15 protein-coding genes are annotated in these 26201 nt (G+C 55.8%); 8 read left to right on the top strand and 7 right to left on the bottom strand.

The window, feature by feature from the left end:
• Positions 1-60 precede the first annotated feature (60 nt).
• Together GSQ94_RS04460 and GSQ94_RS04465 are read left to right on the top strand one after the other, a co-directional pair.
• Positions 61-2340 carry a patatin-like phospholipase family protein gene (locus GSQ94_RS04460; protein ID WP_158942111.1) on the top strand — a complete coding sequence of 760 codons (2280 nt, stop codon included), beginning with the start codon at positions 61-63 and terminating at the stop codon, positions 2338-2340.
• 167 nt (positions 2341-2507) lie between these two features.
• Positions 2508-3416 carry a sugar phosphate isomerase/epimerase gene (locus GSQ94_RS04465; RefSeq protein WP_158942112.1) on the top strand — a complete coding sequence of 303 codons (909 nt, stop codon included), beginning with the start codon at positions 2508-2510 and terminating at the stop codon, positions 3414-3416.
• A 95-nt stretch (positions 3417-3511) separates the two neighbouring features.
• On the opposite strand, the gene GSQ94_RS04470 is transcribed toward GSQ94_RS04465, so the two are convergent.
• The 4 genes from GSQ94_RS04470 to GSQ94_RS04485 all read right to left on the bottom strand — a co-directional run bounded on the left by GSQ94_RS04470 (position 3512) and on the right by GSQ94_RS04485 (position 11290).
• Positions 3512-4861, bottom strand: a complete 1350-nt coding sequence (locus GSQ94_RS04470) for a hypothetical protein (RefSeq protein ID WP_158942113.1) — start codon at positions 4859-4861, stop codon at positions 3512-3514.
• A 6-nt stretch (positions 4862-4867) separates the two neighbouring features.
• Entirely contained in the window at positions 4868-6946 is a 2079-nt protein-coding gene (locus GSQ94_RS04475; RefSeq protein WP_158942114.1) for a S9 family peptidase, read from the bottom strand.
• Positions 6947-7067: 121 nt separating this feature from the next.
• Positions 7068-7760, bottom strand: a complete 693-nt coding sequence (locus GSQ94_RS04480) for a DUF2461 domain-containing protein (RefSeq protein ID WP_158942115.1) — start codon at positions 7758-7760, stop codon at positions 7068-7070.
• 104 nt (positions 7761-7864) lie between these two features.
• Positions 7865-11290, bottom strand: a complete 3426-nt coding sequence (locus tag GSQ94_RS04485; RefSeq protein WP_158942116.1) for a carboxypeptidase regulatory-like domain-containing protein — start codon at positions 11288-11290, stop codon at positions 7865-7867.
• 622 nt (positions 11291-11912) lie between these two features.
• Between GSQ94_RS04485 and mnmE the strand changes: the two genes are divergently transcribed.
• The 6 genes from mnmE to GSQ94_RS04515 all read left to right on the top strand — a co-directional run bounded on the left by mnmE (position 11913) and on the right by GSQ94_RS04515 (position 17966).
• A complete protein-coding gene (gene mnmE / locus GSQ94_RS04490) occupies positions 11913-13316 on the top strand; it encodes a tRNA uridine-5-carboxymethylaminomethyl(34) synthesis GTPase MnmE (RefSeq protein ID WP_158942117.1) in 1404 nt (467 codons plus the stop codon).
• A gap of 184 nt (positions 13317-13500) precedes the next feature.
• Positions 13501-14679 (top strand): integrase arm-type DNA-binding domain-containing protein, encoded by a 1179-nt coding sequence (locus GSQ94_RS04495; RefSeq protein ID WP_158942118.1) that lies wholly within the window; start codon positions 13501-13503, stop codon positions 14677-14679.
• Positions 14680-14691: 12 nt separating this feature from the next.
• Complete coding sequence (locus GSQ94_RS04500; RefSeq protein WP_158942119.1) at positions 14692-15654, top strand: hypothetical protein; 963 nt, start codon at positions 14692-14694, stop codon at positions 15652-15654.
• A 71-nt stretch (positions 15655-15725) separates the two neighbouring features.
• Positions 15726-15932 (top strand): AlpA family transcriptional regulator, encoded by a 207-nt coding sequence (locus tag GSQ94_RS04505; RefSeq protein ID WP_158942120.1) that lies wholly within the window; start codon positions 15726-15728, stop codon positions 15930-15932.
• On the top strand, positions 15929-16726 hold the full coding sequence (locus tag GSQ94_RS04510) for a ParA family protein (RefSeq protein WP_158942121.1): 798 nt from the start codon (positions 15929-15931) through the stop codon (positions 16724-16726). The genes GSQ94_RS04505 and GSQ94_RS04510 overlap by 4 nt, the downstream gene beginning before the upstream one ends.
• Entirely contained in the window at positions 16710-17966 is a 1257-nt protein-coding gene (locus tag GSQ94_RS04515) for a hypothetical protein (protein ID WP_158942122.1), read from the top strand. The genes GSQ94_RS04510 and GSQ94_RS04515 overlap by 17 nt, the downstream gene beginning before the upstream one ends.
• A gap of 377 nt (positions 17967-18343) precedes the next feature.
• Here the strand turns inward: GSQ94_RS04515 and GSQ94_RS04520 are convergent, their stop codons facing one another.
• The 3 genes from GSQ94_RS04520 to GSQ94_RS04530 form a co-directional block, all read right to left on the bottom strand.
• Positions 18344-20110 carry a hypothetical protein gene (locus tag GSQ94_RS04520; protein ID WP_158942123.1) on the bottom strand — a complete coding sequence of 589 codons (1767 nt, stop codon included), beginning with the start codon at positions 20108-20110 and terminating at the stop codon, positions 18344-18346.
• 373 nt (positions 20111-20483) lie between these two features.
• Positions 20484-20876, bottom strand: a complete 393-nt coding sequence (locus GSQ94_RS04525) for a hypothetical protein (RefSeq protein WP_158942124.1) — start codon at positions 20874-20876, stop codon at positions 20484-20486.
• Positions 20877-21667: 791 nt separating this feature from the next.
• Positions 21668-25792 carry a hypothetical protein gene (locus GSQ94_RS04530; protein WP_158942125.1) on the bottom strand — a complete coding sequence of 1375 codons (4125 nt, stop codon included), beginning with the start codon at positions 25790-25792 and terminating at the stop codon, positions 21668-21670.
• Between the last annotated feature and the right edge of the window lie 409 nt (positions 25793-26201).

Raw genomic sequence — 26201 nt, forward strand, 5'->3', positions numbered from 1 at the left:
GAGCTCCGTAGCAGAACTCATTCCGCTCAAACGTAAGTTGCTGTCGACGTCGGAGGACCCGTGGTATTGTCCCTGCAGCGAAAAACTACCTGCGCCCTGCTCCTCGGTCTCGCGTCTCTCCTCTCCACCGGCACCGCGCGAACCCAGACACCCGCGCAACCCGAAGCCGCTTCGACAACTGCCCCCCCGAAAAATCAGTCGCAGGATGCCACCAAACATCGCCCGCGCGTAGCCCTCGTCCTTGAAGGCGGCGGCGCCCTCGGCTTCGCTCACATCGGTGTGCTCCAGTACCTCGAGCAGCACCACATTCCCGTCGACCTCGTCGTCGGCACCAGCATGGGCGGCCTCGTCGGTGGTCTTTACGCCACCGGCCGCAGCCCCGACGAGATCCGCGACCTCATCCAGAACATCGACTGGAACAGGGCCATCGGTGGCCGTACTCCGTTTCCCGACCTCTCCTATCGCCGCAAGCAGGATCGCGTCGAGTATCCCAACCGCCTCGAGTTTGGGCTGCGCCACGGCCTCTCCCTGCCTGAGGGCCTCAACTCCGGCCACCAGGTCGGCCTCATCCTCGACGCCGCCACCCTCTCCGACTACAACCTCAAATCCTTCGACGATCTCCCCATTCCCTTCCGCTGCGTCGCCACCAACATGAACACCGGCCGCGCCCATGTCTTCGATAACGGATCACTCCCTCGCGCTCTCCGAGCCACCATGTCCATCCCCGCCCTCTTCGTCCCCGTCGTCATCGACGGCGTCACCTACACCGACGGCGCCGCCGTAGACAATCTCCCCGTCGACGTCGCCAAAGCCAATGGCGCCGACATCATCATCGCCAGCTATCTCGACACCAACGGAGGTCCGCAGACTACCCCTGGCTCCTTCATCGCCACTACGGGAAACTTCGTCAGCATCGCCATCGCGGCCAATGAGATGCGCAGCCTTCAGGCCGCCGACATCCTCATCAGCTCCCAACTCCAGGGCTTCACCAGCACCATGTTCACCAAATTCAACGACATCATCCCTAAAGGAGCCGAAGCCGCCGATGCCAAGGCGAAACTCCTCGATCGCTTCTCCGTCAGCGATGACGAGTGGGCCGCTTATGTAGCCCAACGCAACTCCCGCCGCAAGACCGAAACGCCCGATCCACAATATGTAACCGTGGCAGGTGTAAGTACGCCTGCCGCAATTGAGATCGAGCGCAGCCTGCGCGGCATCCTCAACAAGCCCGTCGACACCAAATTCCTCGACCAGGAGATGACGCGCTACGTCGGCTACGGCACCCTCAACGCAGCCGGGTACACCATGGTCGATCGCGACGGCACCCCTGGGCTAGCAGTCAACACCTACCCGCGCTACAACGGCCCGCCCTTCCTCGATCTCGGTATCAACATCGACGGCTCCGACACTGAAGACGTCCTCTTCGGCATGTCAGGCCGCATCATCTTTCAGAACCTCGGCGGCTTCCGCTCCGAGTGGCGCACTGATCTCTTCTTCGGCTACTCCTACGGCGTCCGCAGCGAGTACTATCGTCCCTTCACGCCGCACAGCCAGTTCTTCTATGCGCCCCGCGCCTACGCCACCAGCACTCGCTTCGACTTCTACAACAACGGTAGCAAGACCTCGCAGTACCAGGTCAACCAGAGCGGCGTCGGCTTCGATGCCGGATACACCTGGCGACGTAACGCAGAGCTTCGCTTCGGTCAGGACGAGTACTGGTACTCCGTCACCAAGCGTGTCGACTTCGACAACCTCTCCATCCCGCCGCAACAGCAGAGCGTCAGCTCTCTCCGCTTCAACTCCTACAACACTGACAACTCCGTACTGCCCTTCCGCGGCGTCAACACCTCCGTCCGCGTCGAACGCCACGAGCCCTCCAAAGGCAACGATCCCTTCACTCTCGCCGAAGCCCGCGTAGCTGGCTACATTCCGCTTGGCGCAAAGAGCAGCGTCTTCCTCACCGCGAACGGAGGCACTGCATTCGGCGCACCTCCCGACGTCACTGACCTTCAGGGCTTCTCTCTCGGCGGCCCCTTCCGCCTCGGCTCCTACGGACGCAACGAGCTGCTTGGCACTCAGTACTGGCTCTTTCAAGGGGGTTACGAGCGCAAGATCTTCCAGCTCCCACCACTCCTCGGCGAAGGCGTCTACGCCGTCGGCTTCTTCGAAGGAGGCAAGGTCTACAACAACCTCAACGCAGCCGACGAGCTCGAATCCGAAGCCTGGGATGGCAGCTTCGTCCTCGTTACCCGGACCGCGCTCGGCCCCATCTACATCGGCGGAGCCGCTGGCGACAACGATCACCGCAAGTGGTGGTTCGGCCTCGGCCACGTCTTCTAGCTTTATCTAAAATTTCGCTACCCCATGGTGAAGCCGGTATACAAGTCACGAAGTGACCGCCGCCCGCGCAGGGCGAACCTGCCCTTATTCTTCTTGACATCCCTTCACAAGCTACAAGTAGACTTGCCTATCAGCCAAGGCACCATTCCCGAAAGATCAGGTGAAGCATGAATCCGTCTCGCCGTATGTTTCTGCAGCAGTCCGCCGCCATTGGTCTCTCCTCCATCTTTCCCTTCCGCCCCGCATTTGCAGAGACCACCCGCCCCATCGGCGTGCAGCTCTATACCGTGCAGGACGAGCTCAAGAAAGACCCAGCCGCAACCCTCAAAGCACTCGCCGGCATCGGCTATCGCGAGGTCGAATCCTTTCCTCTCCAGAGTGTGTCACCCGTTCAGTTACGAAAGATGCTCGACGACGCCGGGCTGAAATGCCCCAGCGCTCATCTCTTCTTCGGTCTGTCTGAAACCTCGCAACTCCTCGAACAGGCAAACGTCCTCGGCGCTCACTACGCCGTTAGCTCGATCCTTCACTACGCTCAACTCCAGGCAGCGGACCTTCCGAAGATGCTTGGTATGCTCAACGCGTTCACACTCGACGACTTCAAAAAAGTTGCAGCGAAGGCGAACGAGATTGGCGCGCAAGCCAAAAAGGCTGGCTTGCAGTACGCGTATCACAACCACAACTTCGAGTTCCGCGACTTCGGTGGCCACACCGGCTACGAGACACTGCTTGCGGAGACCGATCCTGAGCTTGTCAAATTCGAGCTCGACTGCGGCTGGATGACGACATCAGGTCACAACCCCATCGAGTACTTCACAAAGTATCCCGGCCGCTATCCGCTCATGCACGCAAAAGATTTTCCTGCGGACACACCCGTCAACACCACTCTGGGCGTCGATCCCAAACATCCACCCACTGAGATCGGCCGCGGCCACATCGACTATAAGTCCATCATCGCTGCTGCCGAAAGATCTGGCGTCCAGCACATCTTCGTCGAGCAGGATCCGCCTATCGCCGGCATGACCTCACTCGAAGCCGTTCGCATCAGCTATCAGACACTCCGCCCGCTCGTCTGAAGGTAGACCAACGGGAGCGCCACCCGAAGGGATATACAAGTCACGAAGTGACCGCCGCCCGCGCAGGGCGATCGTCAGCAGATCGCTATCAACCCTCATTTGCCATGAACTTTAAGCCGAGGCGAGCAGCCCTCTGAAAAAGGATTGACCAGGTACGTGCCCGCAATCCCCGAGACAAGAATCGTGCCATCCCCACCAAAGTGCGCCGTGCGAAACTCCTCTTCGGGAAGATCATTAATCCTCCTCCAGCTTTCGCCGCTGTCTTCGCTCGTATACACGCCAGTCAGCGCAGTCACCACCTGCCGATTCGGCCTCGCCGGATCCACCTCGACGCTATAAGCCCGTACATTTGATCCCGCCTCATCGGAGCTCCGATGGATCAGGAATCGCGCCTCAGTCACTCGTCTTACCGAGCCCGGCCCCGTCGGGTTATACACTCCCCAGCACGCCGCCAGGTGCAGCCCACCCACGACACTCATTCCGTGAATCGCAGAGTCCGGACCCACTCCCTCGACGCGGCTCCACTTCATCGAGCGCATGTTCAATAGATAGACCTGGTCCCCCGTCCCCAGATAAAGAAAGCCCGGATGCGGCCTCTTCGGATCGTCGAACTCCATCGAGAGCAGGTCCATCTCCGTGGGTGGAAGCGCCACAGGCCCCTCTGCCACCCACGAGGCGTCCTCATCTCTGCGATAACTGAAGAGCTGTGGTGTGAGGTCGAAGTAGCCATACCCGACTAAGAGCCGTCTTCCATCGGCGGTGATCTCGACGACGTTCGCTCTTACCGGATCGCCGGGCTTTTTATTAATCGGAATCTTGGGTGGTGACGGTGGAACCTTCGGCCCTTCAATCGCCTTCACCAGACTCTCTGTCCCACTCGGCTGAGGAAACACCTCGAACGCTCCCCGCTGCGTGGTGATCACAAACGACCTTCCACCTGGAGTCACGCTGAAGCCATTCCGCAGCCCTTCGCCAATCTTCGCGTCAAAGTATCTCGAATCCACCCGCGCTACCTCACTCCACGTTGCACCTGCATCGATTGACTTCGAGATATACAAAGCTCGATCGCGCGCTGGAACCTCGCTGCTAAGGTCAGCAGTTAAACCCCAGACAACATCAGGGTCGTCCGCATTCGGATCAGGATCGCTCGCAATCGCCTCGATAAAATCACTCGCAAACTTATGACTTCCCGGAAAGCTCATCACTCGATGAACGCGGCAGCTGTCGAGGTCCTCCTTCGCATCGCCACCGCTCGTCTCGGAGGGCGACGAGACAGAAGCTGACGAACTCGTTACCACAGCCGCATTCCTCGTAGCACTTTGAGCGTGCAAAATCTCGCCCATCAGGCAAAGGGCTATCAACAGCCATCGCCCCCCACAAGCAACCCGGCATGTCTCTCTAAGTGCCGTCACCAGGACACCTTCAGCGCGCTTCAGGCCCGCCATTCAAATCTATTGTGTATCGTACTTCTCCAGCCACTTCAGTTCTTCGCGAACCTTGATGTATCCGTGCCAAGGATTCTTATCCAGCGGATGATTCTCACCCGGAAACATCAGCAGAGCATGCGGCACATCAAGCCGCTCCAGCGCACGCTCCAGCACAATCTGCTCGAAGAAGCTCACGCGATCGTCCGCATCTCCGCCCACCAGGTGCGTCGGCGTCTTCACCTTGTCCATCCGAAACAGCGCCGCCTCGCTCTCATACAGCTCCGGCTTCTCCCACGGTGTGCCGGAGAGATACCACGCATCATCGCGCGTCAGGTCGTCAAACCCCCAGTTCGCGGCATGCTCCACCGCGCCCGCTCCGGTCACTGCAGACTTGAACCGAGTGGTCTGCGTAATCAACCAGTTGGTCATGTATCCGCCATAGCTGTAGCCGCCGATAGCCAGATGCGCAGGGTCGGCGATGCCATCTTTCACCAGCGCATCCACGCCCGTCAGTATGTCCACGCCCGGCACCGACACCAGGTGCGGCATGATGCCCTGCATAAACACATCTCCATACCCGGTCGATCCGCGATAGTTCGGCCGAAATACCAGCCATCCCTTCGCCGCCGCCAGCGTCGCCCAGTCGTACCAGTCCGCGCCGAATCGGTCGCCATCGGCATCCGCAGGTCCGCCGTGAATCAGCGTCAGCATCCGCAGATTCTTCGCGCCCTTCTTCCCCGGAGGATAGATCAGCACACCCTCCACCGAACTCCCATCGCTCGACCTCCAACGATACGGTTGCCAGCTCACCTGCGCCCGTTCAGCAAAGATCGGGTTCAGTGCAGTCACCGCCTTCGCCTCATTGAATCTGTCGCCCCCGCTCGCAACGTACACCTGCGCTGGCTCGGTAAGGGTCGAGTGGGTAAACAACACCGCGCCACTCTGCAGCGAGCTGTTCAGATGGCCGTAACTCCCCGGCAGCGTTCCCACGGCCTCAAACTTTGCGTCGTCGATCCGGTAGAGATGCTGATCCATTCCAGTCAACCCCGCGGCAAGCACCTTACCCTCCCGCGTCACCGTCAGGTCCTCCCACGAGCCCTGAAACTCGCTACCCAGCCGTGTCACCTTCCCCGACTCCACATCCAGCGAATACACCCGCCCCTGCACATCCTGGTAGGGCCCTTCGATGGAACCCGCCGCCGCGCTCACCAGAAAGTAGAGGCTCTTACCCGAAGGTGCCCAGGTGAGATGGCTCTCCAGCCCCTCATTGTGCGTCAACTGCTTCACGTCGCCGCCCTGCGTCGCGACCAGAAATATCTCGGTATCCGCCGGGTTCTCCAATCGCCGCGAAACAGACCTCGTCTCAAACGCGATGCGGTCGCCCACCGGCGCAGGCAAAATCGTCTCAATCGCCCGGTCGCTATGGGCAATCACCTTCGCCGCATCCGGATACGCAGGCCTGTCCTCCGGCGTCTTCGCTTCCCCATGCGCCTGCGGCATCTTGCCGCTCTCATGAATCACCGTCGCCACCGGCAACGTCAGCAGCACATCCCCACGCTCCTGCTCCCGCCACCGGACCACATCCTTCCACTCCGCCTTCCGCACCTCCTCTGCGCTCTTCGCCAGTGGCTCGGTTACAGAGAAGTCAATCGCCTTGCCATCAGGCGACCACGCGAAGCCATGCACATCCAGCTTCTCGCTATAGAGCGGAAAAGCCTCGCCCCCGCGCGTCGGAATCAGCCAAACCCGGCTCGTCTCATCCTTGTCGTCGCCCTCCGCGCCGGGCACAGCCCTGTCCGAAAGAAACGCAACGTACATCCCATCGGGAGACCACTCCGGCGAAGAGTCGTGTCCCGAGTGCGTCAACGCGCTCAATGCCCCGCTGCTTCGCGTCCACAGCCACAGGTCCTCACGGAACCGGTTCCGCTGCCAGTCCGGAGCAGTCGTCGCAACCACCACCGCCGCTCCATCCGGCGAAAGCCGCGCCTCGCGAATATCCGTCGTGTTCATAAACTCATCGAGCGTGATCACAGGCTTCTCCTGCGCGTAGCTAACCACAGCCAGGGACATCAGGGCGAACAGACGAGCCGTAAAAAATCTCATAAGGGTGACATCAATATACTTCGACCGCCCACCGATCTCGGCACTATCAATCGAACTCTGGCCGCAGCCGAAGCGAACCAACCGCAGCCATCGTCTCTACCCTCGCCATCGCGACACCCAGCTAAAACATCGGCCTCTTCGGCTTCCCTATCAACGGCGTATTCAGCAGCCGTATCATCGGCGCCGCCACCTTGAACCGCTCCACCACATCCTTAAGCAATCCCGGCGAGGTCGCTCGCTCCACCGGCAGCGTAGCCGACAAGCCCCACTGCTTGCACATAATCAGGTCGATCGCCGGATGCTCCGCCGCAAAACCCTTCGGCGGCCGCGTCAGCGACAGCGTCTCCGTCTCGCTCATCAGCGACCGCAGCTTCTTCCCCGCCATAATCTTGCGAAACTCCACGTGATGATCCACCAGGTATCGTCGAATCGCGAGCAGCTGCTCCCGCTCCGGCATATACACCCCAGCCGCAATCAGCACGTCGGTCGAACTCACCTGCAGATAAAACCCTCCACCCGAAGTCTTCTGCAACCCATCCCTCGCCCACCACGCCGACACATGGTGCTTATACGGCCGCTTATCTTTGCTGAACCGGATATCCCGATAGATCCGCATCAGAATCTTGTTCGCGGGCCGCAGATGCTCCGGCGAAAACTCCGCCATCGCCTCATTCACCTCGCCGATCAGCGCCAGCATCGGCTCCTTCAGCTGCTTCTCATAGACATCCTTCCGCGCCCCAAACCACTCACGGTCGTTGTTCTTCTTCAGCCCCCGCAAAAACTTCAAAGCCTCATTCGAAAACTGTGTCGCCATCCTTCAATCGTAAACCTCCTTCACAGTCTCCAAAAAAGCCAAAAAATCCCCTGCCGCTCTCTCGAACAGCAGGGGACCATCGTCACATCATTTAGTACGAGCCTCTAGAACGCATAACGAAGGCTGAACTGGAACTGCCGGTCCGACGCATAGGTATTGCCCTTCTGCGTCACCTCGCCAAAGGTTCCGCTCGTAGGATTCGTATCCGGCGTATCCAGGTTTGGGTGGTTGACGAAGTTGAACGCCTCCGCCTTGAACACCACCGAGTGGTTATCGTGGTTGGGAATCACATGGAACGTCTTCTGCAGCGCTGCATTCCAGCTCTGGAAGCCAGGACCATACACTGCATTGCGCGTTCCCCGTCCTGCGAACGTTCCCTCCGCAGGCGCCTGGTAGACGCTCCCTTGAAACCACTGCTGGCCCGTCGTTCCGCTGAACTTCTTGGAGACGTGCGGAGTCCGCGTAATAACCCATGGCTGGTTTCCCGAACCGGGCCCTACGCCCGCATAGTCATTGCCCTGCGACACCGTAAACGGCTCGCCCGTCTGCGCCTGCGTCGTTCCCGAGAGCTGCCAGTTGCCCAGCGTCCCCCGCACCAGCCGATACGCAGAGTTCGTCCCAAACGGAATATCCCAGACATAATTGATGACCAGAACATTCCGCACATCGAAGTCACTCGGACCATACGAGATCGACTTGTCATAGTAGTTCGGCAGCTCAAAGCTCTGGTCCGAACCGAAGTCCATGCTCTTCGACCACGTGTACGCCACGCCGAACAGGAAGCCCTTCGAGAGCCGCCGCTTCAGGTTGGCCTGCAGCGAGTGGTACGTCGAGCTTCCGCGATTCTCAATCTCAAGAATCGTAGAGAACCCCTGAAAGGGACGCAGCGCATCGGTCGCGCTCACGCCAGGATTCGCCTGCACCGTACCCGGCTCCAGCTGATTGAGGTTGCCAAGCTGCTGCAGGTGAAGCCCGCGCCGCCCGACATAGCTCAGCGTAAGCGTTGCAACCTTCGGAAACTCCTGTTCGAAGGTCATGTTCCATCCCCATGCCTCTGGGTTAGGAAAGTCATAGGGCTGCGAGGTAAACGAGAGCGGCAGGCTGTTCGTGCCCACGCCCCCGGGATTGTCCGCGATGCCGGCAGTCACCGTCGCCGAAGGCTGGAACGGTGCATTGCCGCCAAGGTGAACCTGGTCGCTGATCCCCAGCCGCTGCACGTAACGTCCCGCGCCGCCACGGATCACAGCCGACTGCCCAAGCTGATACGCAAACCCTACCCGAGGTTGAATGTTCGAGTACTCCGTCTTCGAGTAGCCGCTGCTGTATCCACGAAACAGCCGGTTGAAGTTCGCCAGAATATCGGCAGACACGTGCCCGTTCGCGGAGCTGGGAAAGTGGCTGCCCGGAATCACAACGCCGTCATACGCATCGCCTCCGGTCGTATATCCCGTAATCGGATCGACCTTCGGCGCATCCGCAAGCGTGTAGTCCTTCGGGCTGAACACCGCCTGGTTGCCCCACACCGCGGAGTAAGGCTGCATCACGCTGTACCGCGCGCCATACTCAATCAAAAGCTTCGGGGTAGCGCGCCACTGGTCCTGTGCGAACCCCTCCCACATATTGCCGCGGAACAGCGTATACGACCTCTGCCCGATCTCTCCATACGTATCGAAGGCGCCCAGCGCCGCATTGGCCGCTGCCACCGTCGAAGTCGGATGATTCGTGCGCGTATCGCTGAAGGTAAACAGACCGTTCTGATTATTCGTTGCGCCCGGCGTCGTGCTGCTCACGCTGATCTGGTCGAAGTCGTTCTCGCCTGACCGCTCAAACAGAATCCCAAACTTCAGCGTATGGTTTCCCCACACCTTCGTCAGGTTATCGGCAAAGTCGTAGACCACGCCGCCAGAGTGCGAAGGATAAGGACCGCCATCAAGCGTAGTAAAGTTCGCGATCTCAATCGTCGGAATCTTGTTTGGAATCTCCTTCTCATCCGCAGGATAAAGATACGGATAGTTGATCCCGTACTGGGTACGGTCATAGCGCCCGCTCGAAAGATCCACGCCGATCGACACATGGTCGGCAGAGGCAGCGGCAATCGCCTCGTTCACGATCGTCGGACTGATCGTCCACGTGTAGTGCACCACGGCTACTTGGTTAGGCCGATGCCAGATCTGCGGCGTCCGGTTGAAGTTGCCCGCGTGTGGCTGGTCGTAGTCGTAGTTGAAGTTCAGCAAGCTGAACCGGATGTGATGAGCGTCCGCCGGAACATAGTCCAGCACCAGCGTATCCTTGCGTTGATTCTCCGGCAGCGGCGCAGAGTCGATCCAGTTATACGCAACGTTATCCGCGTTCGGCGTTGGGTAGGCGTTCAGCAAGCCCAGTCCGTTCGGGCTCAACCCCGTCGTAATAATGTTGCCCACGTAAGGTGCACCGGTAGCTGGATTCACAATCTGCTGCGGTGTGGAGTAAAAGATGTTCGGACTCAGCAGCTCGCTGAAGTTGCCCGTACGCATCAGCGCGGTCGGCACCTTGCCTGTCACCGTATCGTCATGGCGATACCGTACCCACTCCTCACCTGCCAGGAAGAACAGCTTCTTGCGGTCTTTGTTGAAGTGGTCCGGAATATACACCGGCCCGTTCAGGTTCCATCCAAACTGGTTGTAGCGGAACGCTGGTGGTTTGCCGTTGATGGTCGGATCGGTAGAGGAGTTTCGCGTCCAGGTGTTCGCATTCAGAATCGAGTTGCGCAGATACTCGAACGCGCTTCCATGGAAGTTGCTCGTCCCACTCTTGGGAACGATGCGGATCTGACCGCCGGAGGTGCGGCCATACTCTGCCGGATAACTCGTCGTCAGAATCTGCACCTGCGAGGTCGCATCCACATCCGCCACGCCGGTGCTGTCATTGTTAGACCGCGTCCGCACCATCGGAGCGCCGTCCAGCGTCATCAGATTCTCCTCCGAACGCGAGCCGTTGATGTAAACAGTATTGTCCAGCGAGAAGTTGAACGCCGAGATTGCGTTGTTTCGAACGACTCCCGGCTCAAGCTGCGATAGGTAGAACGGATTACGTCCATTCAGTTGAATGGACTTCACTTGCTCTTCCGTCACCAGTTGACCAACCGAAGCGCTCTCGGTCTGGATCGTGTTTGCGTCGGAGTCCACGTTCACCACGGAATTGGTGTTACCCACTGTCATCGCCAGGTCCACGCGACTGCCAATATTGGGGTCCAGGTGGACGTTGGATCGCGTAGCCGTCTCAAACCCCTGGGCCTCCACTTTGATCGTGTAGTTCCCCGAAGGCAGGTTCGTTAGCGTGTACGTACCGCTCTGGCTGGTCGTGATGCTCCTGTCATTTCCGGTCGCGTTGTTATGGACCGTAATTTTGGCGTTGGGAAGCACTGCGTTGGTGGCATCCGTCACAGTACCGGCGACGGACGAACTATCGGACTGGGCGAGGAGTGGGGATGGTGTGAGAAAGGCGACGAACGCCACGAGGGCGACGAAGGGGGAGAACAGATATCGCTTCATGTTGTAGCCTCGGAAAAAGAAACAGGCAGACGGGGAATAAACAAATAACTGCATAGTTACCCGCGTAACGCGCAGGTGGTGATGCGTCTGTAACTTCAGACTGCTCAAATCCTTAGCTCGAACGCGACTCGAATTGTAGAACGATTACCATCGGTGCAAATCGACGTTTTGATCAAACGGAAAATCAAATTGCTGCGGTCGATTCGAATTTGCTTCGCACCTGCTGCGGCCGGCTCACCAGCCGATGGCTCACTCGTCTAACCCTCAAGTCGCAGCTGCATCCCCCGTAGCCATCGCGCGACTCTTCCCCGCGCCAATAGGGCGATTTCATCTATCGAAAGAATGTCAGGAGAGAAATTGCATCCTGAAGCGACCGGACCACCCAGCCAGTCGCACCGTTAGATGCAACTTTAGCGCTTACGTCAAAAAATATATTTTCATAAATTGGCGTATTTTTTCTTACACAAATAAGCGTTGCTAAAACACCTCGTCTCACCACCGAAACACCACGCTCACACCAGCAAAAAACCACGTCGTGAATACCGTTTTTTCAAAAAACCCCAGCAAAAACACCACAACCGCCACGTCAGATTTTTTCTCCCGCTAACATGGAAAAATCCACGTGAGCGACCTAAACCACAACTCCGCCTCAAACGCTGAATCAGACGCTGAAGACACCATCGTCGCCATCTCCACCCCGCCCGGTCGCGGCGGCATCGGCATCGTGCGCCTCTCTGGCCCAGCCGCCCGCGCCATCGCAGAGCCCCTCCTCAAACTCCGCCACCCTCTCGCTCCCGGTCACGCCCGCTTCGCCGAGATCCTTGATTCCACTGGGGATTCCACTACCCAAACGCTCGACGAAGCTGTAGTCACCTGGTTCCAGGCCCCCCACTCCTACACCTCTGAGGACGTCGTCGAGATCGCCGCCCACAGCTCTCCAGTCCTCCTCGATCACCTCCTCCGCCAATGCGTTGCCGTCGGTGCCCGCCTCGCCGAACCAGGCGAATTCACCCAGCGGGCTTTCCTCTCCGGCCGCCTCGACCTCACCCAGGCCGAAGCTGTCCACGACCTTATAGAAGCCACCACCCTCCACCAGGCCCGCATCGCCGCGCAGCAGCTGGGCGGTTCTCTCTCCCGCCAGATAACCCCAATAAAACAACAACTTGTAAGCCTCATCGCCGCATTGGAAGCTGGCATCGACTTCGCCGAAGACGACATCGATCTCGTCCCAAACGACCAAATCACAGCCCAAATCGCCACCGTTCAAGCCCCGCTCCAAGCTCTGGAGCAGACTTTCTCCTATGGCCGCATCGTCCGCGATGGCTTCACCCTCGCCTTGGTCGGTCGTCCAAACGTCGGTAAGTCTTCTCTTTTCAACTGCCTCGTCCAGCGCGACCGAGCCATCGTCACTGCAACTCCAGGCACAACCCGCGACCTCGTCATCGAACGAGTCTCTATCGAAGGTATTCCAGTCCAACTCATCGACACGGCAGGCCTGCGAGACTCCACCGAAGAAGCCGAATCGCTTGGCATCGCCAAATCCCGCGAAGCCATGTCCGAAGCAGACGTAGTCCTCCTCGTCCTCGACGCCACCGCCCCACTTCACGAAGAAGACGAAGCAACCGCAGCGGCGTTATCTGGCCGCCCCATCCTCTTTGTTATCAACAAGCAAGACCTCGCCTCGCCTGAATCAAAGGCCATGCGTCCCACCCTTCCAACGATAGAGACGTCCGCTTTGACAGGATTCGGCATCCCCGAACTACGCCGAGCCATCCTCCAATTGATCACCAGAGAGGCTCCCGCCATGGAGTCCGCGCTACTCACAAACCAGCGACAGCAGCGCTCCATATTGGAAGCGTTGCACTCGCTAACCAAAGCGAAACACGCTGCAGATGCGAACATTCCCCACGAGATGATTCTGATCGATCTCTACGATGCGCTTCGTGCTCTCGATGCATTTACAGGCTCAACAACGAGTGATGACATCCTCAATCTCATCTTCAGTAAGTTCTGCATCGGCAAATGAGAGCGGTTCCTTGGCGCTCCAAGGAAATCCATGTCATCGCGATTATCACAATATATACAGTACTTTAGTGACCAATCGCGTCCAACCAAGGCCTTAGAGAGCCGTTCTCAAAGTTGTCCACAGGGCTGTACACTGATCTCATGTGGCTACCAAAATTGACGTCTGTGGACAATCTGAGGCTCAGATGGCGTTGACTGAGCTCCAAATCAAAGCTCTCAAGCCCCAAGCGATTCGATATTCCGTGAGCGACGGTAGGGGCCTCGCTCTTGAAATGATGCGGACCGGCGCAGCATCCTGGCGATACAGATATCAGTTCAAGGGGAAGACGGAGAAGGTCTCGCTGGGCCAATACCCCCATGTGAGCCTGAAGGCTGCGAGATCGAAACGCGACGAGCTTGCGAAAGCAGTTCATGAAGGCGTGTCTCCGGCAAAGCAAAAGCAGCTAGAGAAGTTCGCATTAGCTAACTCCACCTCAGTTGCCGACTTCAGTGAGCGTTACTTCAAAGAGGTGATCGAGAGAGATCGAAAGGACACTAAGCAGCTTCGCCGCTATCTCGAAAAAGAAATTTACCCGGCGTTCGGAACTTGGGCATTGAGAGATGTCACAGCGCAAGACGTTCAGCGGCTCGTATTCAAGAAACGCGATAATGGCTTCGAGTCAGCCGCCGCCCAGCTTCGTAACCTACTCAAGCGCATCTTCGATTATGCAATTGTCTGCGGGCTCGTAACTGCGAACCCAACACACGCCACCCCCATGCGCTTTATAACGCGAGCTCGCCCCAGGACTCGCTCCCTGTCGCCGGACGAACTGAAGATCTACCTTCAGGTTCTCTATCGCAGCAACATTCGCCGTCAGTTCAAACTGACCCTACACATCATTCTTCTGACGTTGGTTCGCAAATCTGAGCTGCTGCAAGCGAGGTGGATCAACGTAAATCTTGAGGTTGGAGAATGGTTGATACCCGAAGCACAGTCAAAGACCGGCAAACCTCATACGGTATATCTCTCGGCTCAAGTCAAAGAGATGTTCAAGGAGTTGCGGCAACTTTCCGGCGACTCCGAACTGGTTCTCCCTGGCCGCGGCAGCCTTACAAGGCCGTTCGCGGGCAATGCTCTAAATCAAGCAATGGGGGCAATGAGCTTTCCGATCCCACCTTTCACGATTCATGATCTAAGGCGTACTGGATCGACAATCCTCCATGAGCAGGGGTTCGCTTCGGACGTGGTCGAGAAAGCTCTCAATCATACGATTGGTGGCGTGCGAGGCGTATACAACAGAGCCGAATATGCCGATCAGCGCAAAGCAATGCTTCAAACCTGGGCGGATTACATCTCAGGACTAAACACTCCTCTTCACAGCTAAAGGACCCGACAAATGAGCGATACAGCTCTTACTCCGATGGAGTGGGAAGAAGAACAGACGGTTTCGGAGTTCGAGCCCGAAGGGGTGGGAACGATGACCCACTACCGTTACAGTTCGTTGCCGCGTCCATATCCAGCACTTCCCCACTTCGGTATCTTGTATCTCACTGTGTCGCGTGCAGCTTCCCTCATCGTCAGAGATTTGTACAAGCAAGGTCGCTATCCCTTTACTACACTCCGTTCAATGAACCTCGCAGCTTCTCAGCTTGAAAAGCGCACGACCAAACTTCAAGCTGATTTGGCCGGGAAGATTCAGGCCCACATGCTGCAAGCAATCTCCAAAGGACGCCTGCCCTCCATTACCAAAACGGGAAGTCTCAAAGACTTCATCGACTATGGGGATGAAGCCCCAATAGCGGATCGCACTTATGTTTTCTATGGCGACCTATTGAATTGGCTTGTCTTCAGCGGCTTTGATGACGGAATGTTACCGACAGACATCTTGGCATTTGAAGAGTATGAAGCATCGGAGCTTGCGCTGGCAAAGGAGGTCGAGCGTCTCATTCTGGTGCGTCGAAAGCTGCAAGGATATGACGCCAGCGAGTGGAAGCCATCAAACGAATGGGTTGCAAGTAGAGATCTCGTGGACGATCACGGATCTGATCTGGAGGACGCGGTATCACGAGCTCTCGATGATATCCAAGGCCTCAAGCAGCGGCTCAATGAAGCGCGAACTCAGCATGAACCTAGGCATTTGCATACTAAAGAGCAGGATTCGATCCTGATCGTCCTCGCTGCGCTTTTAGAAGTGAAAGGGCATAAAGGAATGGATAAAGAACTCGTTTCCAAGGTCGAACGCAAAGCCAGACACATCGACGGTGGACTTTCTGCTAATACGGTTCGTAAATGGCTCCGAGAGGCACTTGATCTTATCTCGCGCTCTCAGGTCGGCGTCGAAAAGTCAATTGATGTCTAATTTTTTCAATTGAATCGTTAGGGAACGTTCTCGATGCATTGTGGAACCAAGATGTCCATCGAGGTTCTCACATGTCCAATAAAATACTCAGGCTTCCAGCTGTAAAGACTAAAACTGGGCTGTCGCGCAGCACGATCTATGCCCGCGCTTCACAAGGCACGTTTCCGGCAGCACTCTCACTTGGACCGAATACTGTGGGTTGGCTTGAGGCTGATGTAGAGGCTTGGATTGAGAAGCAAATCGCCGCTTCGCGTCGCGCTCAGGAGCAAATGGCATGATCCGGATTGTGATTGCCAACCAGCGAGGCGGGTCCGCCAAATCAACTACAACTGCAACCGTTGCTCGTTGCTTTGCCGACAGAGGACTGCGTGTTCTTGTCATCGACGCAGATCCACAAGGTTCATTGGCCGTCATTTTGGGGCTAAGCCCTCCAGCCTTCCTGAATGATCTGCTGATGGAGAAGCTCGCGATCCGTGAATGCGTGGTTAGTGCTAGGCCAGGACTCGACATCGTCTGTGGCAACCGTTTCACGACGGACGCAGAAACTAAGACCATGGGCTTGCCGGGAAGTGAATTTCTGTTTCGTCACATGCTGTTGGATTGCGAGAGAAATTACGACGCTGTGCTTATCGACGTAGCGCCCTCCATCAGCCTCTTCCAGACGTGCGCCATGGTCTATACGCAGAACGTCCTAGTTCCTGTGGATATGGACATTCTGAGCGTGCAGGGAGCCACATCGACTATTCATGCCTGCGAAACACTCAATCGAATGCTAGAGCGCGGTTTAAATATCCGAACGCTAGGAATGTTGCCGGTGAAATTAAACCGAAGGCTGGCAGTGACAGAAAGGGTCTTGGATACTCTCGCCGCCATTTCCGAACGACGCGAAGTTCCGGTTTATGGGCCGATCCGAACGGATCAGTCCGTAGTGAGAGCCGCAGCTGATCGCCAGTTCATCGCCGACTACGATCCGAAATCTAAAGCACTAGAAGATTACGAGCAATTGGCTGACGTCCTCATCAATCGCTTCGGAAAAGCGGAGGCAGTACCAATCAATGTCAAAACAGCGTGAGCGCGTCAAAAAGATATTGGACTGGGAAGAGTTGGAAAAAGCCCCGAACACCCACGGGGCTTTCTCTTTTCTCAAATCAGCAGCCGAGATTGTCAGCATTCGGAGGAACGATGTCCCTCCTGAACTCGCTGAGCGCGGGATAGACGTCTCGTTTAGCGACAAAACGACCACAGTGGTTGCACCAGCCACAGTGGCAGATCAGGCTACTAATAAGTCACGGACTCGCCCTTACAAAGTGCATCGCTGCACGCTTGTGCAGCACGGACAATCCCTCGGTGAAACGACCCTCTATCAAGCCCTCTGGGCTCATGGAAAAGCGGAGACGCCTGAGATCAGAACCATTACGGCTGGGTGGAGAACAATGAAGAGACTCTGCGGAATGACGGACAAAAACTGTAAACGGAATACTGCGTTGCTTGTCGAGAAGCTTGCCCTCGAAGAAATTGGTAAAGAGAATGTCCACTCAAGAACAGGACGTACCTACCGTGTTTACTCATTTACGAAAACTCTGGAAAGACGAAAGGCTGCTGGTATGGAGTGGGCAATTTGGGACAGAGGTCGTCGTTTCGTCCAAAGGGATGGTTCGCCATTGGAGCCACGCGCTTGTTTCGCTGACAAAACGACCACAGTGGTCGCTCCAACCCCAGTGAAGATAGACACAGTGGACAAAATGACCCCAGGGACTGTGGTCAATATAACCCCAGGGACTGTGGTCAAAACGACCCCAGTATTAGGAAGTATTTTAGGAATAGAAGAAAGGAATGAATCGTCGTCGACGAATGAAGTTCTCTTGATCCTGGAAACGTTGGCGAAAGAAGTTTACGTAGCCGACGAGCAGGCGGCACACCAACTCCTTGATTCCTGCCGCAGCGCTTGTCCCGACGCCGGCACCGATGAAATCGCGAGCATCATTCGGGAGAAGAGTGCTGTGATGCAATCGCGACGAGATGTTCGTAATCCGTTAGGGTTTCTTCTCACGAGTGTGGCCTCCGTCTTCCAGGGAGATGGGATCAAAAGTTATCGACAACATCAGGCAGTGGCCACCGCTCTCGCAGAACAACGCAACCAAGAAGAAAACAGAAAGCGAAGAGAGATGTACGAGTGGCTCTTGCTGGAAAGGGATCGCCTGGAGCTGGTCATTCAGAATCCCGAGCAATCGGTAAAGCGGCAAGATGAAGCCCGGCGCGCACTTTCTGAAGTGCAATTTGCATTGAACTCCTACGCTGATGACAGGGCCTAGGGCATCAGATGCTGAATGCAATCAATTCTGCCACCAAGTGCAAAGTTATGCTGCCACCTTCGGCGATCAACAAAGGGTGTGCAAAATCTCATCCACGCCGAAGGCGTGCGGTGGCGCAGCTGCGGTTCGCTCAGGAGGACCTAGTCGGAGTCAGGCGCTGGGGAGTAAGGCGCGGTTTGCCGACAAACCGGGAGTTGACCAATGTCGAGATTTGTTGTCACATCTCCGAGAAGTCGGTTATTCACAAATTAGATGCTGATTTTCAGCAGAGGTGCCGCGAAAGAAGAGCTATGATTCCTCTATTACGCGAAATATCGCTCCGAACACAGGTGTTGAAATAATCACGGAGATTGGCTTTTTCGCCAGCGGCAATGGATTTAGGACTCTGGTTTGTCGACTGAGTCACCAAGCCGCAGAGTCGGTACTACGTATGGAATATATACCAATCCAAGTGGGTTTCCTGCCTTCAGTAGGGTTAGTCGGGCATCGCGTACTGCCTTACCTATTTCATCTCCCCGCTGTATGAATCGTCGCAGACAATCCTCCGCGAAGGCGCTGGCGAGCGGCTCGAACACCGTAATTTCGGTTCCTATTACCCCCGCCGCTTTAGCAGTTTCAACGAAACCGCTAACAAAGTTGAGAGCGGTCTTCGGTTCGAGCGCCGCAGTGTGGCAGCCATTGATGAAGACAAGTGGTCGCGGTTTTACCCAATTGACCTTCCATGAGCGCAGGTTGTCACGAGTAATGCCTGCTTCCCCAGGTTGGCCAACGAGGAGAAACGGCGTGCTCCCTGACATTCCACCATGACAGTAAAAATAAACAACGTGCACACTCGTATTCGTCAGTAAATGTGGAACAGAATTACGGGTTGCGCAATAGTGCCAACCATCATCTGCTAGGAGCCGCTTCAACGCGATCTCATGCTGCGCCCGCATAGTAAACTGCGGATCCGTTGAGACTGCGATCGCAAGGTGGGGCCCGGAAGCACATTCAAGCACCAAAGGTGCGCTCGTGCCTTTGGCCACAGAGAGAGGCATGCCGAGACTGTGCCGGAATCCCCAGAATCCACCTGGACAAACGACCTCTAGGTCGTCGCGGTTGGGGCATGATCCACGGAAACAGGGAGTATCACCCAAGAAGGTATCTTTGGACGACATGTTCGCGCGGAATAAGTTGCACAATCGAAGCCGGGGTGCTCCAGTATCCAGCGGATAGTCGTAGATCATAGCGGCGGGAAGTACCAGGCTAGCAGAGTGCTTCAGTGCTAACTGGACCAAGCCTGGTTCTTTCATAAGATCCGTGAACTCTTTAATCTCATCAGCATCTATGAATCGATTGATGATGTTATCGAAGAAGCGATAGCCCTTGACGGCGAGCGTCGTGAGGTCGCTCTCGAGCTTTTCAATGTTGAGATCCGCGTATCGATATTGAAATCCCGCTTTCCACGGTTCTCTACTACCCCAAGCAGTCTGCCGGAGCACCCCCCGCAAGCCGTCAGTGAGATCCTGAAGCTCCATACCATCAAAGCTTGCATCAGCTTTGAAATTATTACCAAGTAAACGCAAAGTGTGTGTTCCATCTTCGTTGTCGTTCAGGATCATACTGAGCCGTGGCGAACCTAACGGTTCGAGTTGATGCGGGTCGAGCGTCCTGCTTAAGCTGAAGTCGATACGCGATGCCGCCATGCGCGGCCGGTGTGACAGTTCGCGCAGCGGATCAGCAATGCTACGCAGAAACCTCTCGATCATGAGCGGCAACCTGCGGACCCGCACATAAATCAGTCGTGACTGCACGAGCGCATTATTGAAGTACACATTGCAACGAATGCGATGCTTGCCCGCTCGCGCAGGTGCCTTAACGAGGAAAGCAACCCGCTTGTCTAAAAGCCGCGATGGAACGAGACCTCGACTAGAGGCTGTCCGGTCGCGGGGAGGGGACTCGGACTCTGTTGTCTCCAAATCGAACTCGCTCACATCTGCGCCGGAAACCTGCAGTTCATTGGCGAACGTGAAGAGCGCGACCTTTAGCTGGATGACTGATTTGGGATAACTGGATGTCGATATGGGTTGCTCATCCGGCCTAACCGACGGACCTAGTTCGATCCATAACTTGTAGGTATCACCCGGTCTGATCCACAAGGGCATAGTTGTGCCCTCAGAGCCCGGTGGGGGTATGCCTGCCATAACAGTGCGCATCGGACGGAGCTGTCGTCCATCAAGGAACCACTCTCGGCCGCGAACGTCGGAGGCGGCGACTTGTACGAATGTAGAGAGGAGTTTACTGAAGAATCCGCAAAAAAGCCCTATTCCGTAAGGGCCGAGCCAATCGGCTCTCATGAGTCCCATATAAGCACCGAGACCAAGCACTAAAAAGAAGAAACTGCCAAAGCTCCTAGGTTGAACCTCGTCTCGCGGCGGAGTTTCTGCCCACAGTAGCCGCCCAGCCCAAAGACCGAGGAAGGGAACTCCACCCCAAAGCAATAGATCCGATAGGCTTGCATGCATCATCGCGGAACACCTAGTTGCGGATGACGGGTTTTGGTGTTTCCATCGCCGCTACAGTTCCGCGGACGTCACCCGGAATTTCCCAATCATCACTGAGCTTACGTCGTCGTCCGTCGAGAAACCACTCAAAGGTGAAATTGTAAGAGTTGGCTACCAGTATTACTAGAATGAGGAAATAACCAAAGAACCCAGCAAACAGTCCAATGCCATATGCTCCGAATAAGTCTGTGCGAGCGGGAAATAGGGCAAGGACAGCTCCTCCGCCAAGCACACCCACCAAGGTCACTAAGTCGGTCAGTTGCACGTCTCCACGGCGGTACCGATTGATGTAATAGACGTACCAACCGATAATAGCGCCGAAGCCGCCGGCACCAAGAAGTTGAAGAAGGGAAGTGTGTTCTGACATAAGTGTCTCCTCCGCAGTTACGATTCAGTGAACGCCCGTCTCGAGCTCTTCGTCAAAGAAAACCTGGAAGCCAATCCTGCATCGGCCTTGCTAAATTTGCAACAATTATCTGCCATAAGCGGCGCGGATAGGCAACATCACGGCAATAGCAACAAAGAATGGGAGCAAAGCCGATCGGCTTGCTAGAATTTCAACCAGAACGGCAATAAAACATGCACTCGTTAACCCTATGACTCCAGTCCAAATAGGTCTACGCAACTTTGCAAATGCGCAGGATCCTAAGAGCCAGCCCCAAACAGAACCAATTGCCGCCCCACTGAGCAATCCAATCATTACCGCGCCTCCGACAAAACAGCAACAGCCGGAAATCTTACCGATCGTTGCTGCGTGATCTAAAGAGCCAAATTTAGGACTTGCATTTCGTTCCGAGGCTTGCCTTTTGCCTTCGCGACAATCGATTGTTGGTTGCATAGGAGCATGGTGTCAAGCTGAAAGTCGCGTTGTCCCTGTCTTTCAGTAGCGTCGGACGCCCGGATTAGTAACCATTTCTTCCATCAAATCGGGTGTGCTGGCAACATACAACTGGGTTACGATTAACAAACCAGTCCCGCATGGATTGTCGGCAAACCGGAAGGTTGCTCGCTTGACCTTCTGTCGGTTAGTGATAACAGCCACAGGCCAAAATCACACAATGAGCGCATTGGCCTGTAGTCAGCAGCCGAGATTTCATGGCACTGCCGACGAGTATGCATCTGCATAGAACATCGCGTAGACCCTGGAGTGTTAAGGAGTCATCTCTTAGTTACATCGAAGGGGAGAAGGATCTGCGTCGTTTTGCTGGTTCCGTCAGTATCCTGCAAAAAGCCATTCAAAACAATTTCCTTATGCCCGGGCTTCGCCGTCATATCACTCGTAATCATCAACTTCAGCACTTTCTTGATGGCATCGTAGCTGAACAGCGCATTAGGCACGAGTTGGTCGTTATAGAGAAATGAAATTCGCGAATTCGGAGAATCCGGCAGCACATTCACCCCGCTAAACTCCACTTCCGTACTGTCACTAACGTTGAGAATGGTCGATGCTATAACTCCGGACTTGGCAGCATCTATAGGGATGCTCAGATCCCATTCGACCGGAACTCCAATCGTCGAGTGCCACAAGAAGCGGTAGAACTTGTAGCTACCGGACGAAGCGTTCAGCACGTACTGCGGCACAAGATTGTTAGCGGCAGTCTTGTAGAATCTCGCTTCGGCAACGGGCGAGGGCATCTGATTGGGGGCAGTCGCCATCGCCTTCACAATGATGTTCGCCCCTACAGCAAATCCTCCGGTGGGTATACCGGTCGCGTCGGAATAGAGTGTCGCAGCCGGTCCGACTACTGGCGCAGCTCCGCCGATTGTATAGAAGAACTGAGTCGGGTCTTTTGGTGGGTTCGCATGTGCGGGAAGCGGGGGTGCGGCAGGATATGCGAGTGGAACCGGAGGATTCTTCTTTGCTCCCGCACCGGAAGCTCTAATCGTAATCTTGTTACCGGTAAAACTGATTTCCGGTATTGCGGTCTTGGGACCCAAGGCGATCACTGCAGTTGTTGCAGAGGGCACTTGAAAGTTATCAATGCCGAGCTGGATCGGAGACATTCCCTCGAAGACCTCTAAACAACCATTCCCGCCACAGCTCCAATTTGCAGGCCCAGGAAGATTGAGCAGATCCGTTCCAGTGAGTGTAAATAAGGTTGGCGATTTACTGGAAGAAGAACCGTCACCTGCACTCGAAGAATCGGATGTCATCGCGACAAGGGATCCGAAGGAAGGATCGAAGTTTATTTTTTGGGTGCTCTTGAATCCTATCCAGGAGAGGTCTCTCGCTGTGAACGTTTGCGCAGATCGAAGAGCGCTTGTCGATGCTAAAAACCTATAGGTGCATGTGAGGCCGCCCGCGGCAGCTATCTGGCAAGAATTCGGCGCATCCTTTAAGAAAGGTGTTTCGTGAAGACCAAACACCTGGCCACCAGCAAGGAACAACGGATTCGGATCGACATCAGGATTCTTTTTGAATGCAGGACCCGTAGTGATCGTTGCTTCCACCCAAGAATTTCCATCGGGGCGCGGGACGGCCGTCAGGTGTGCTGACACAATTCCGCACGCCTGCGCGTTTTTAATTGGCTTCACTCCAAGATCAGCAGTTTGCCCATTTTCGGCAACCAGTTTCAGATCGTCGGTAGTGAGTAGAGTCGCTGCATTGGCAAAAAACTGGATATGTTCGCCATCGAAGGTAGCCGGGCCCAAGGTGGTCGGTCCGCTCATAACAGAGAATCCCTGCTGAAAAAACTCCCCTTCGGCGCTGACCTTCACGATCCCACCGCCCATATCGTCCACATTTACCGTATGCACTTTGAGTGGACTGTTGACCAGGACCGGGTTAGTGTCCTGCTTTATCGAACAGCTATCTTTGTATGTGGCCCCCATCACCTGTTTTTTTGAATCGTATTCGCGCCACCGGGTCTGCACGAAGACAAGCGGCATCCATCGGTCGCCCGTGCCTACAGGAAGCGCAAGCTGCGCGAAGACCTGACGTTGACCGCTTTGCACGAAGTCTGCACCAAGTACAGGCCTAAATTGCCAGCCGAAGACCAGGGGGATCGCACTCCGGCCAACGGCGCTCTTCTCAAGGTCTGGACCTGGATCGTCTGTGCAAGGGTCTATTTCCTGCCAGAGTTCCATCACCCGCGCCACATCGAAGGCATGTTCTTGTGCGGAGCGTCCTACCAGTTCGGCTCCATAATCAGACCACGGGTGCTGCTGCTCCTTGTTGCTGTTGGGGAAATACTCTAGGGCCACCGTATCAGTGTCCTTCGCCAGATAGAGCCGGTTCTTCGACCTCCCCGTTGCGGCCCCGACGTTCACAGCATCCACAACCACGCCAGCGCCAAATGCCTTCTGACTGCTGGTGATTTTCGCCACGTTGTATGTCTTTGCAGCCGGAAGCAAATTCACGATGCTCATGCTGTCATCAGTCCGTGCCGGATAGACCCAAATCCTGACCTCGGCCGCTGCGTGACGGTAACGCTCTACGGGATCGAGAGTGATGTTGAGCCCGAGAGTGGTCTGTTGGCGGCTACTTATCGTCTTCCCGCCCCTAACCAGATACTGATCAGAGAGCGCCCCTTGTAAAGCTAAACGGAGGTTTGTGATCTGAGAATTTAACTGCACCTGCTCAGCGAGGATGTCCTGAGAGGACACGCCGACATTGGTTGGCGCAGAGAATGCGTTGGAGACTGGCACGGAAGAGATTGTTCCAGCCTGTCCGCCGCTGTTCGTGGTAACAGTACTATTTTGATTTGCTCCCTGCACGTTGTTTAGGGAAGCCGATGAGTTGAACCCATTGCTGGCGGTAAAGCCTCCCAGGTTGCTGGATCCTCCATTGACGTTCCCCGCGCCTGCGGTATTGACGGTCGATTGGGTATTGGCCGTCGTTCCAGCAGTCCCGCCAGAGCCGGAGCTATTCTGCAGATTCACCGAGGATGTCACTAGGACACATGCTGGATTGCCGGAGCTACCGACGCCAGGAAGGGTACCCGGCGGGCAAGTAATCGTCGATCCTGAAGAACTCAAGGAACCCGTCTGGCCCGCTGTGCCGCCAAGCGTATTGCTCAGGCTGTTTCCGTTCGATAGTACAGATGAAACAGTCGGGGTGGCGACTGTAGTGGCCTGCGCACTCAGGTAAGAGACATCACTCGTAATTCCCTGAATATTGCCGAAGGCGGACGTAATACTGGCAGCACTGAATCCGGAAACGCCTGCCAACTGCGTGGCCGTGGCTGCCAGCATCTGTCTCAGCGTGAACACATCGAAAACTTTCACCGGGTCGGGACGAATTCCATTGTCCCGCCATTTTCTATTGATCCGGGTGGCCTGCGGTCTGGCAGTACAGACCGCCTTCTGTTTCTCGGTGTACGGGCGGCACGAATCTGACGGTGGGAACGCCTGGAAGCAGTAATAATCGCCCGACGCCCATCCACCAAGATCGGTATAGTCTGCCTCGACCGGGTCGTCAGTCGCTTTCTGCGGGAAATATTCACTCAGAGGAAAGCCGTCAATGACGAAGGATGGGAAGCTATCGGAATATTGTTTGTCGTGGATTTTGCGGATAAGGGCCTCAGATACGAGCATTCTGTATCGAGACAGAACTACCGCGGGGATCATGTTGCCATTCTCATCAGTAAAGCCTCGAAGAAATATCGCATCGATGATGCAACAAGGATCAGCGTCTGGCGGTTGATTACCCGTCGCCGGTTTATTGGCGGGAGGCGTGGTTTGCAAGGGTTTTCCCTGCGGATCGCAGGGGCATTTTATGGGCGGAGCTGGAAGGCAGATACCTTTCGGTCCACTTCCATCGGTCCATGTGATCTCGACCAAGATCATGTTGACGTCGGCAGGAAGCCTATGGAGTGTTTGAGCGGACGTAGCGTCATACTGATTCAGGGGAGTCGAATTTGAGTCGCCGGGGAATTTGTATCTGGCAGTAACATTCCGGTTAGTAGGATTGAAGGCGAAATAAAGCGGTTCAGTCTGCGTTCTAGCTCGGACCGTCTCCTCCGTGCTTAGGTTCGCTTTGTCCTTGCTTAGGGCCCCCTTCTCGTCGTTGGTTAGAGTCGGGCGAGGCTGTCCATGAATCGTCAGCAGTGGCAGAGACAAATTACCGATGGACTCGAGATCCTTGTTATCCATTGCCGCTTCGGACGCCGCCTTAGCAGGGCTTGCGAAGTTACTCTGAGCGGTGGTGAGTTCGACTGCAGCAGTCAGTTTTTGGGTGGCGGCACTTGATTCTTGGGCCGCAATTTGAGCACAGCCACAGGCTATGGAGATGAATGAGGAATATAAGAATAAATGTCGGATCACGATCGCACCCCAAGACACGCAGCCTTAACGTACCTGCATGGGACAGCCCTACATTGGAAACCTGGAGATTGCCGATGAGAATAGATTCTGGTCTGAATGTATAGCAATAAGCTTATGGAATGTCAACTCTTCCTGTCGTTAGTAAAAGCTAAACAGGCTGGCGTTTACTAGAGTTCGTTCTCAAGAAGCGCCAAATCGCCAACTCGCTCATTGAGATCCGGAGCACATGTCCGAATAATCGGCTTCTCGGACAGATGATTGCAACAGGTTTGCCCGAGTGACGGACAACCCGCACCTTACTGCCTGTTGCTCCGACCGGAGTCAAACGGTCGCGGAGCGCTGGATTTGGCAATCGAGACCGTATTCAAGTGGCAAGATTGGATTGCACCGGCCGGCAGGATAATAGTGCATTTGGAATGCCGCCACA

Origin of the sequence: Granulicella sp. S190, assembly GCF_009766095.1 — a bacterium.
GTDB lineage: Bacteria > Acidobacteriota > Terriglobia > Terriglobales > Acidobacteriaceae > Edaphobacter.

Coding starts and splice junctions, on each gene's coding strand:
- GSQ94_RS04465 (WP_158942112.1), top strand. CDS start 2,508: ATGAATCCGTCTCGCCGTATGTTTCTGCAGCAGTCCGCCGCCATTGGT.
- GSQ94_RS04470 (WP_158942113.1), bottom strand. CDS start 4,861: ATGGCGGGCCTGAAGCGCGCTGAAGGTGTCCTGGTGACGGCACTTAGA.
- GSQ94_RS04475 (WP_158942114.1), bottom strand. CDS start 6,946: ATGAGATTTTTTACGGCTCGTCTGTTCGCCCTGATGTCCCTGGCTGTG.
- GSQ94_RS04480 (WP_158942115.1), bottom strand. CDS start 7,760: ATGGCGACACAGTTTTCGAATGAGGCTTTGAAGTTTTTGCGGGGGCTG.
- GSQ94_RS04485 (WP_158942116.1), bottom strand. CDS start 11,290: ATGAAGCGATATCTGTTCTCCCCCTTCGTCGCCCTCGTGGCGTTCGTC.
- GSQ94_RS04495 (WP_158942118.1), top strand. CDS start 13,501: ATGGCGTTGACTGAGCTCCAAATCAAAGCTCTCAAGCCCCAAGCGATT.
- GSQ94_RS04500 (WP_158942119.1), top strand. CDS start 14,692: ATGAGCGATACAGCTCTTACTCCGATGGAGTGGGAAGAAGAACAGACG.
- GSQ94_RS04505 (WP_158942120.1), top strand. CDS start 15,726: ATGTCCAATAAAATACTCAGGCTTCCAGCTGTAAAGACTAAAACTGGG.
- GSQ94_RS04510 (WP_158942121.1), top strand. CDS start 15,929: ATGATCCGGATTGTGATTGCCAACCAGCGAGGCGGGTCCGCCAAATCA.
- GSQ94_RS04515 (WP_158942122.1), top strand. CDS start 16,710: ATGTCAAAACAGCGTGAGCGCGTCAAAAAGATATTGGACTGGGAAGAG.
- GSQ94_RS04520 (WP_158942123.1), bottom strand. CDS start 20,110: ATGCCCTTGTGGATCAGACCGGGTGATACCTACAAGTTATGGATCGAA.
- GSQ94_RS04525 (WP_158942124.1), bottom strand. CDS start 20,876: ATGTCAGAACACACTTCCCTTCTTCAACTTCTTGGTGCCGGCGGCTTC.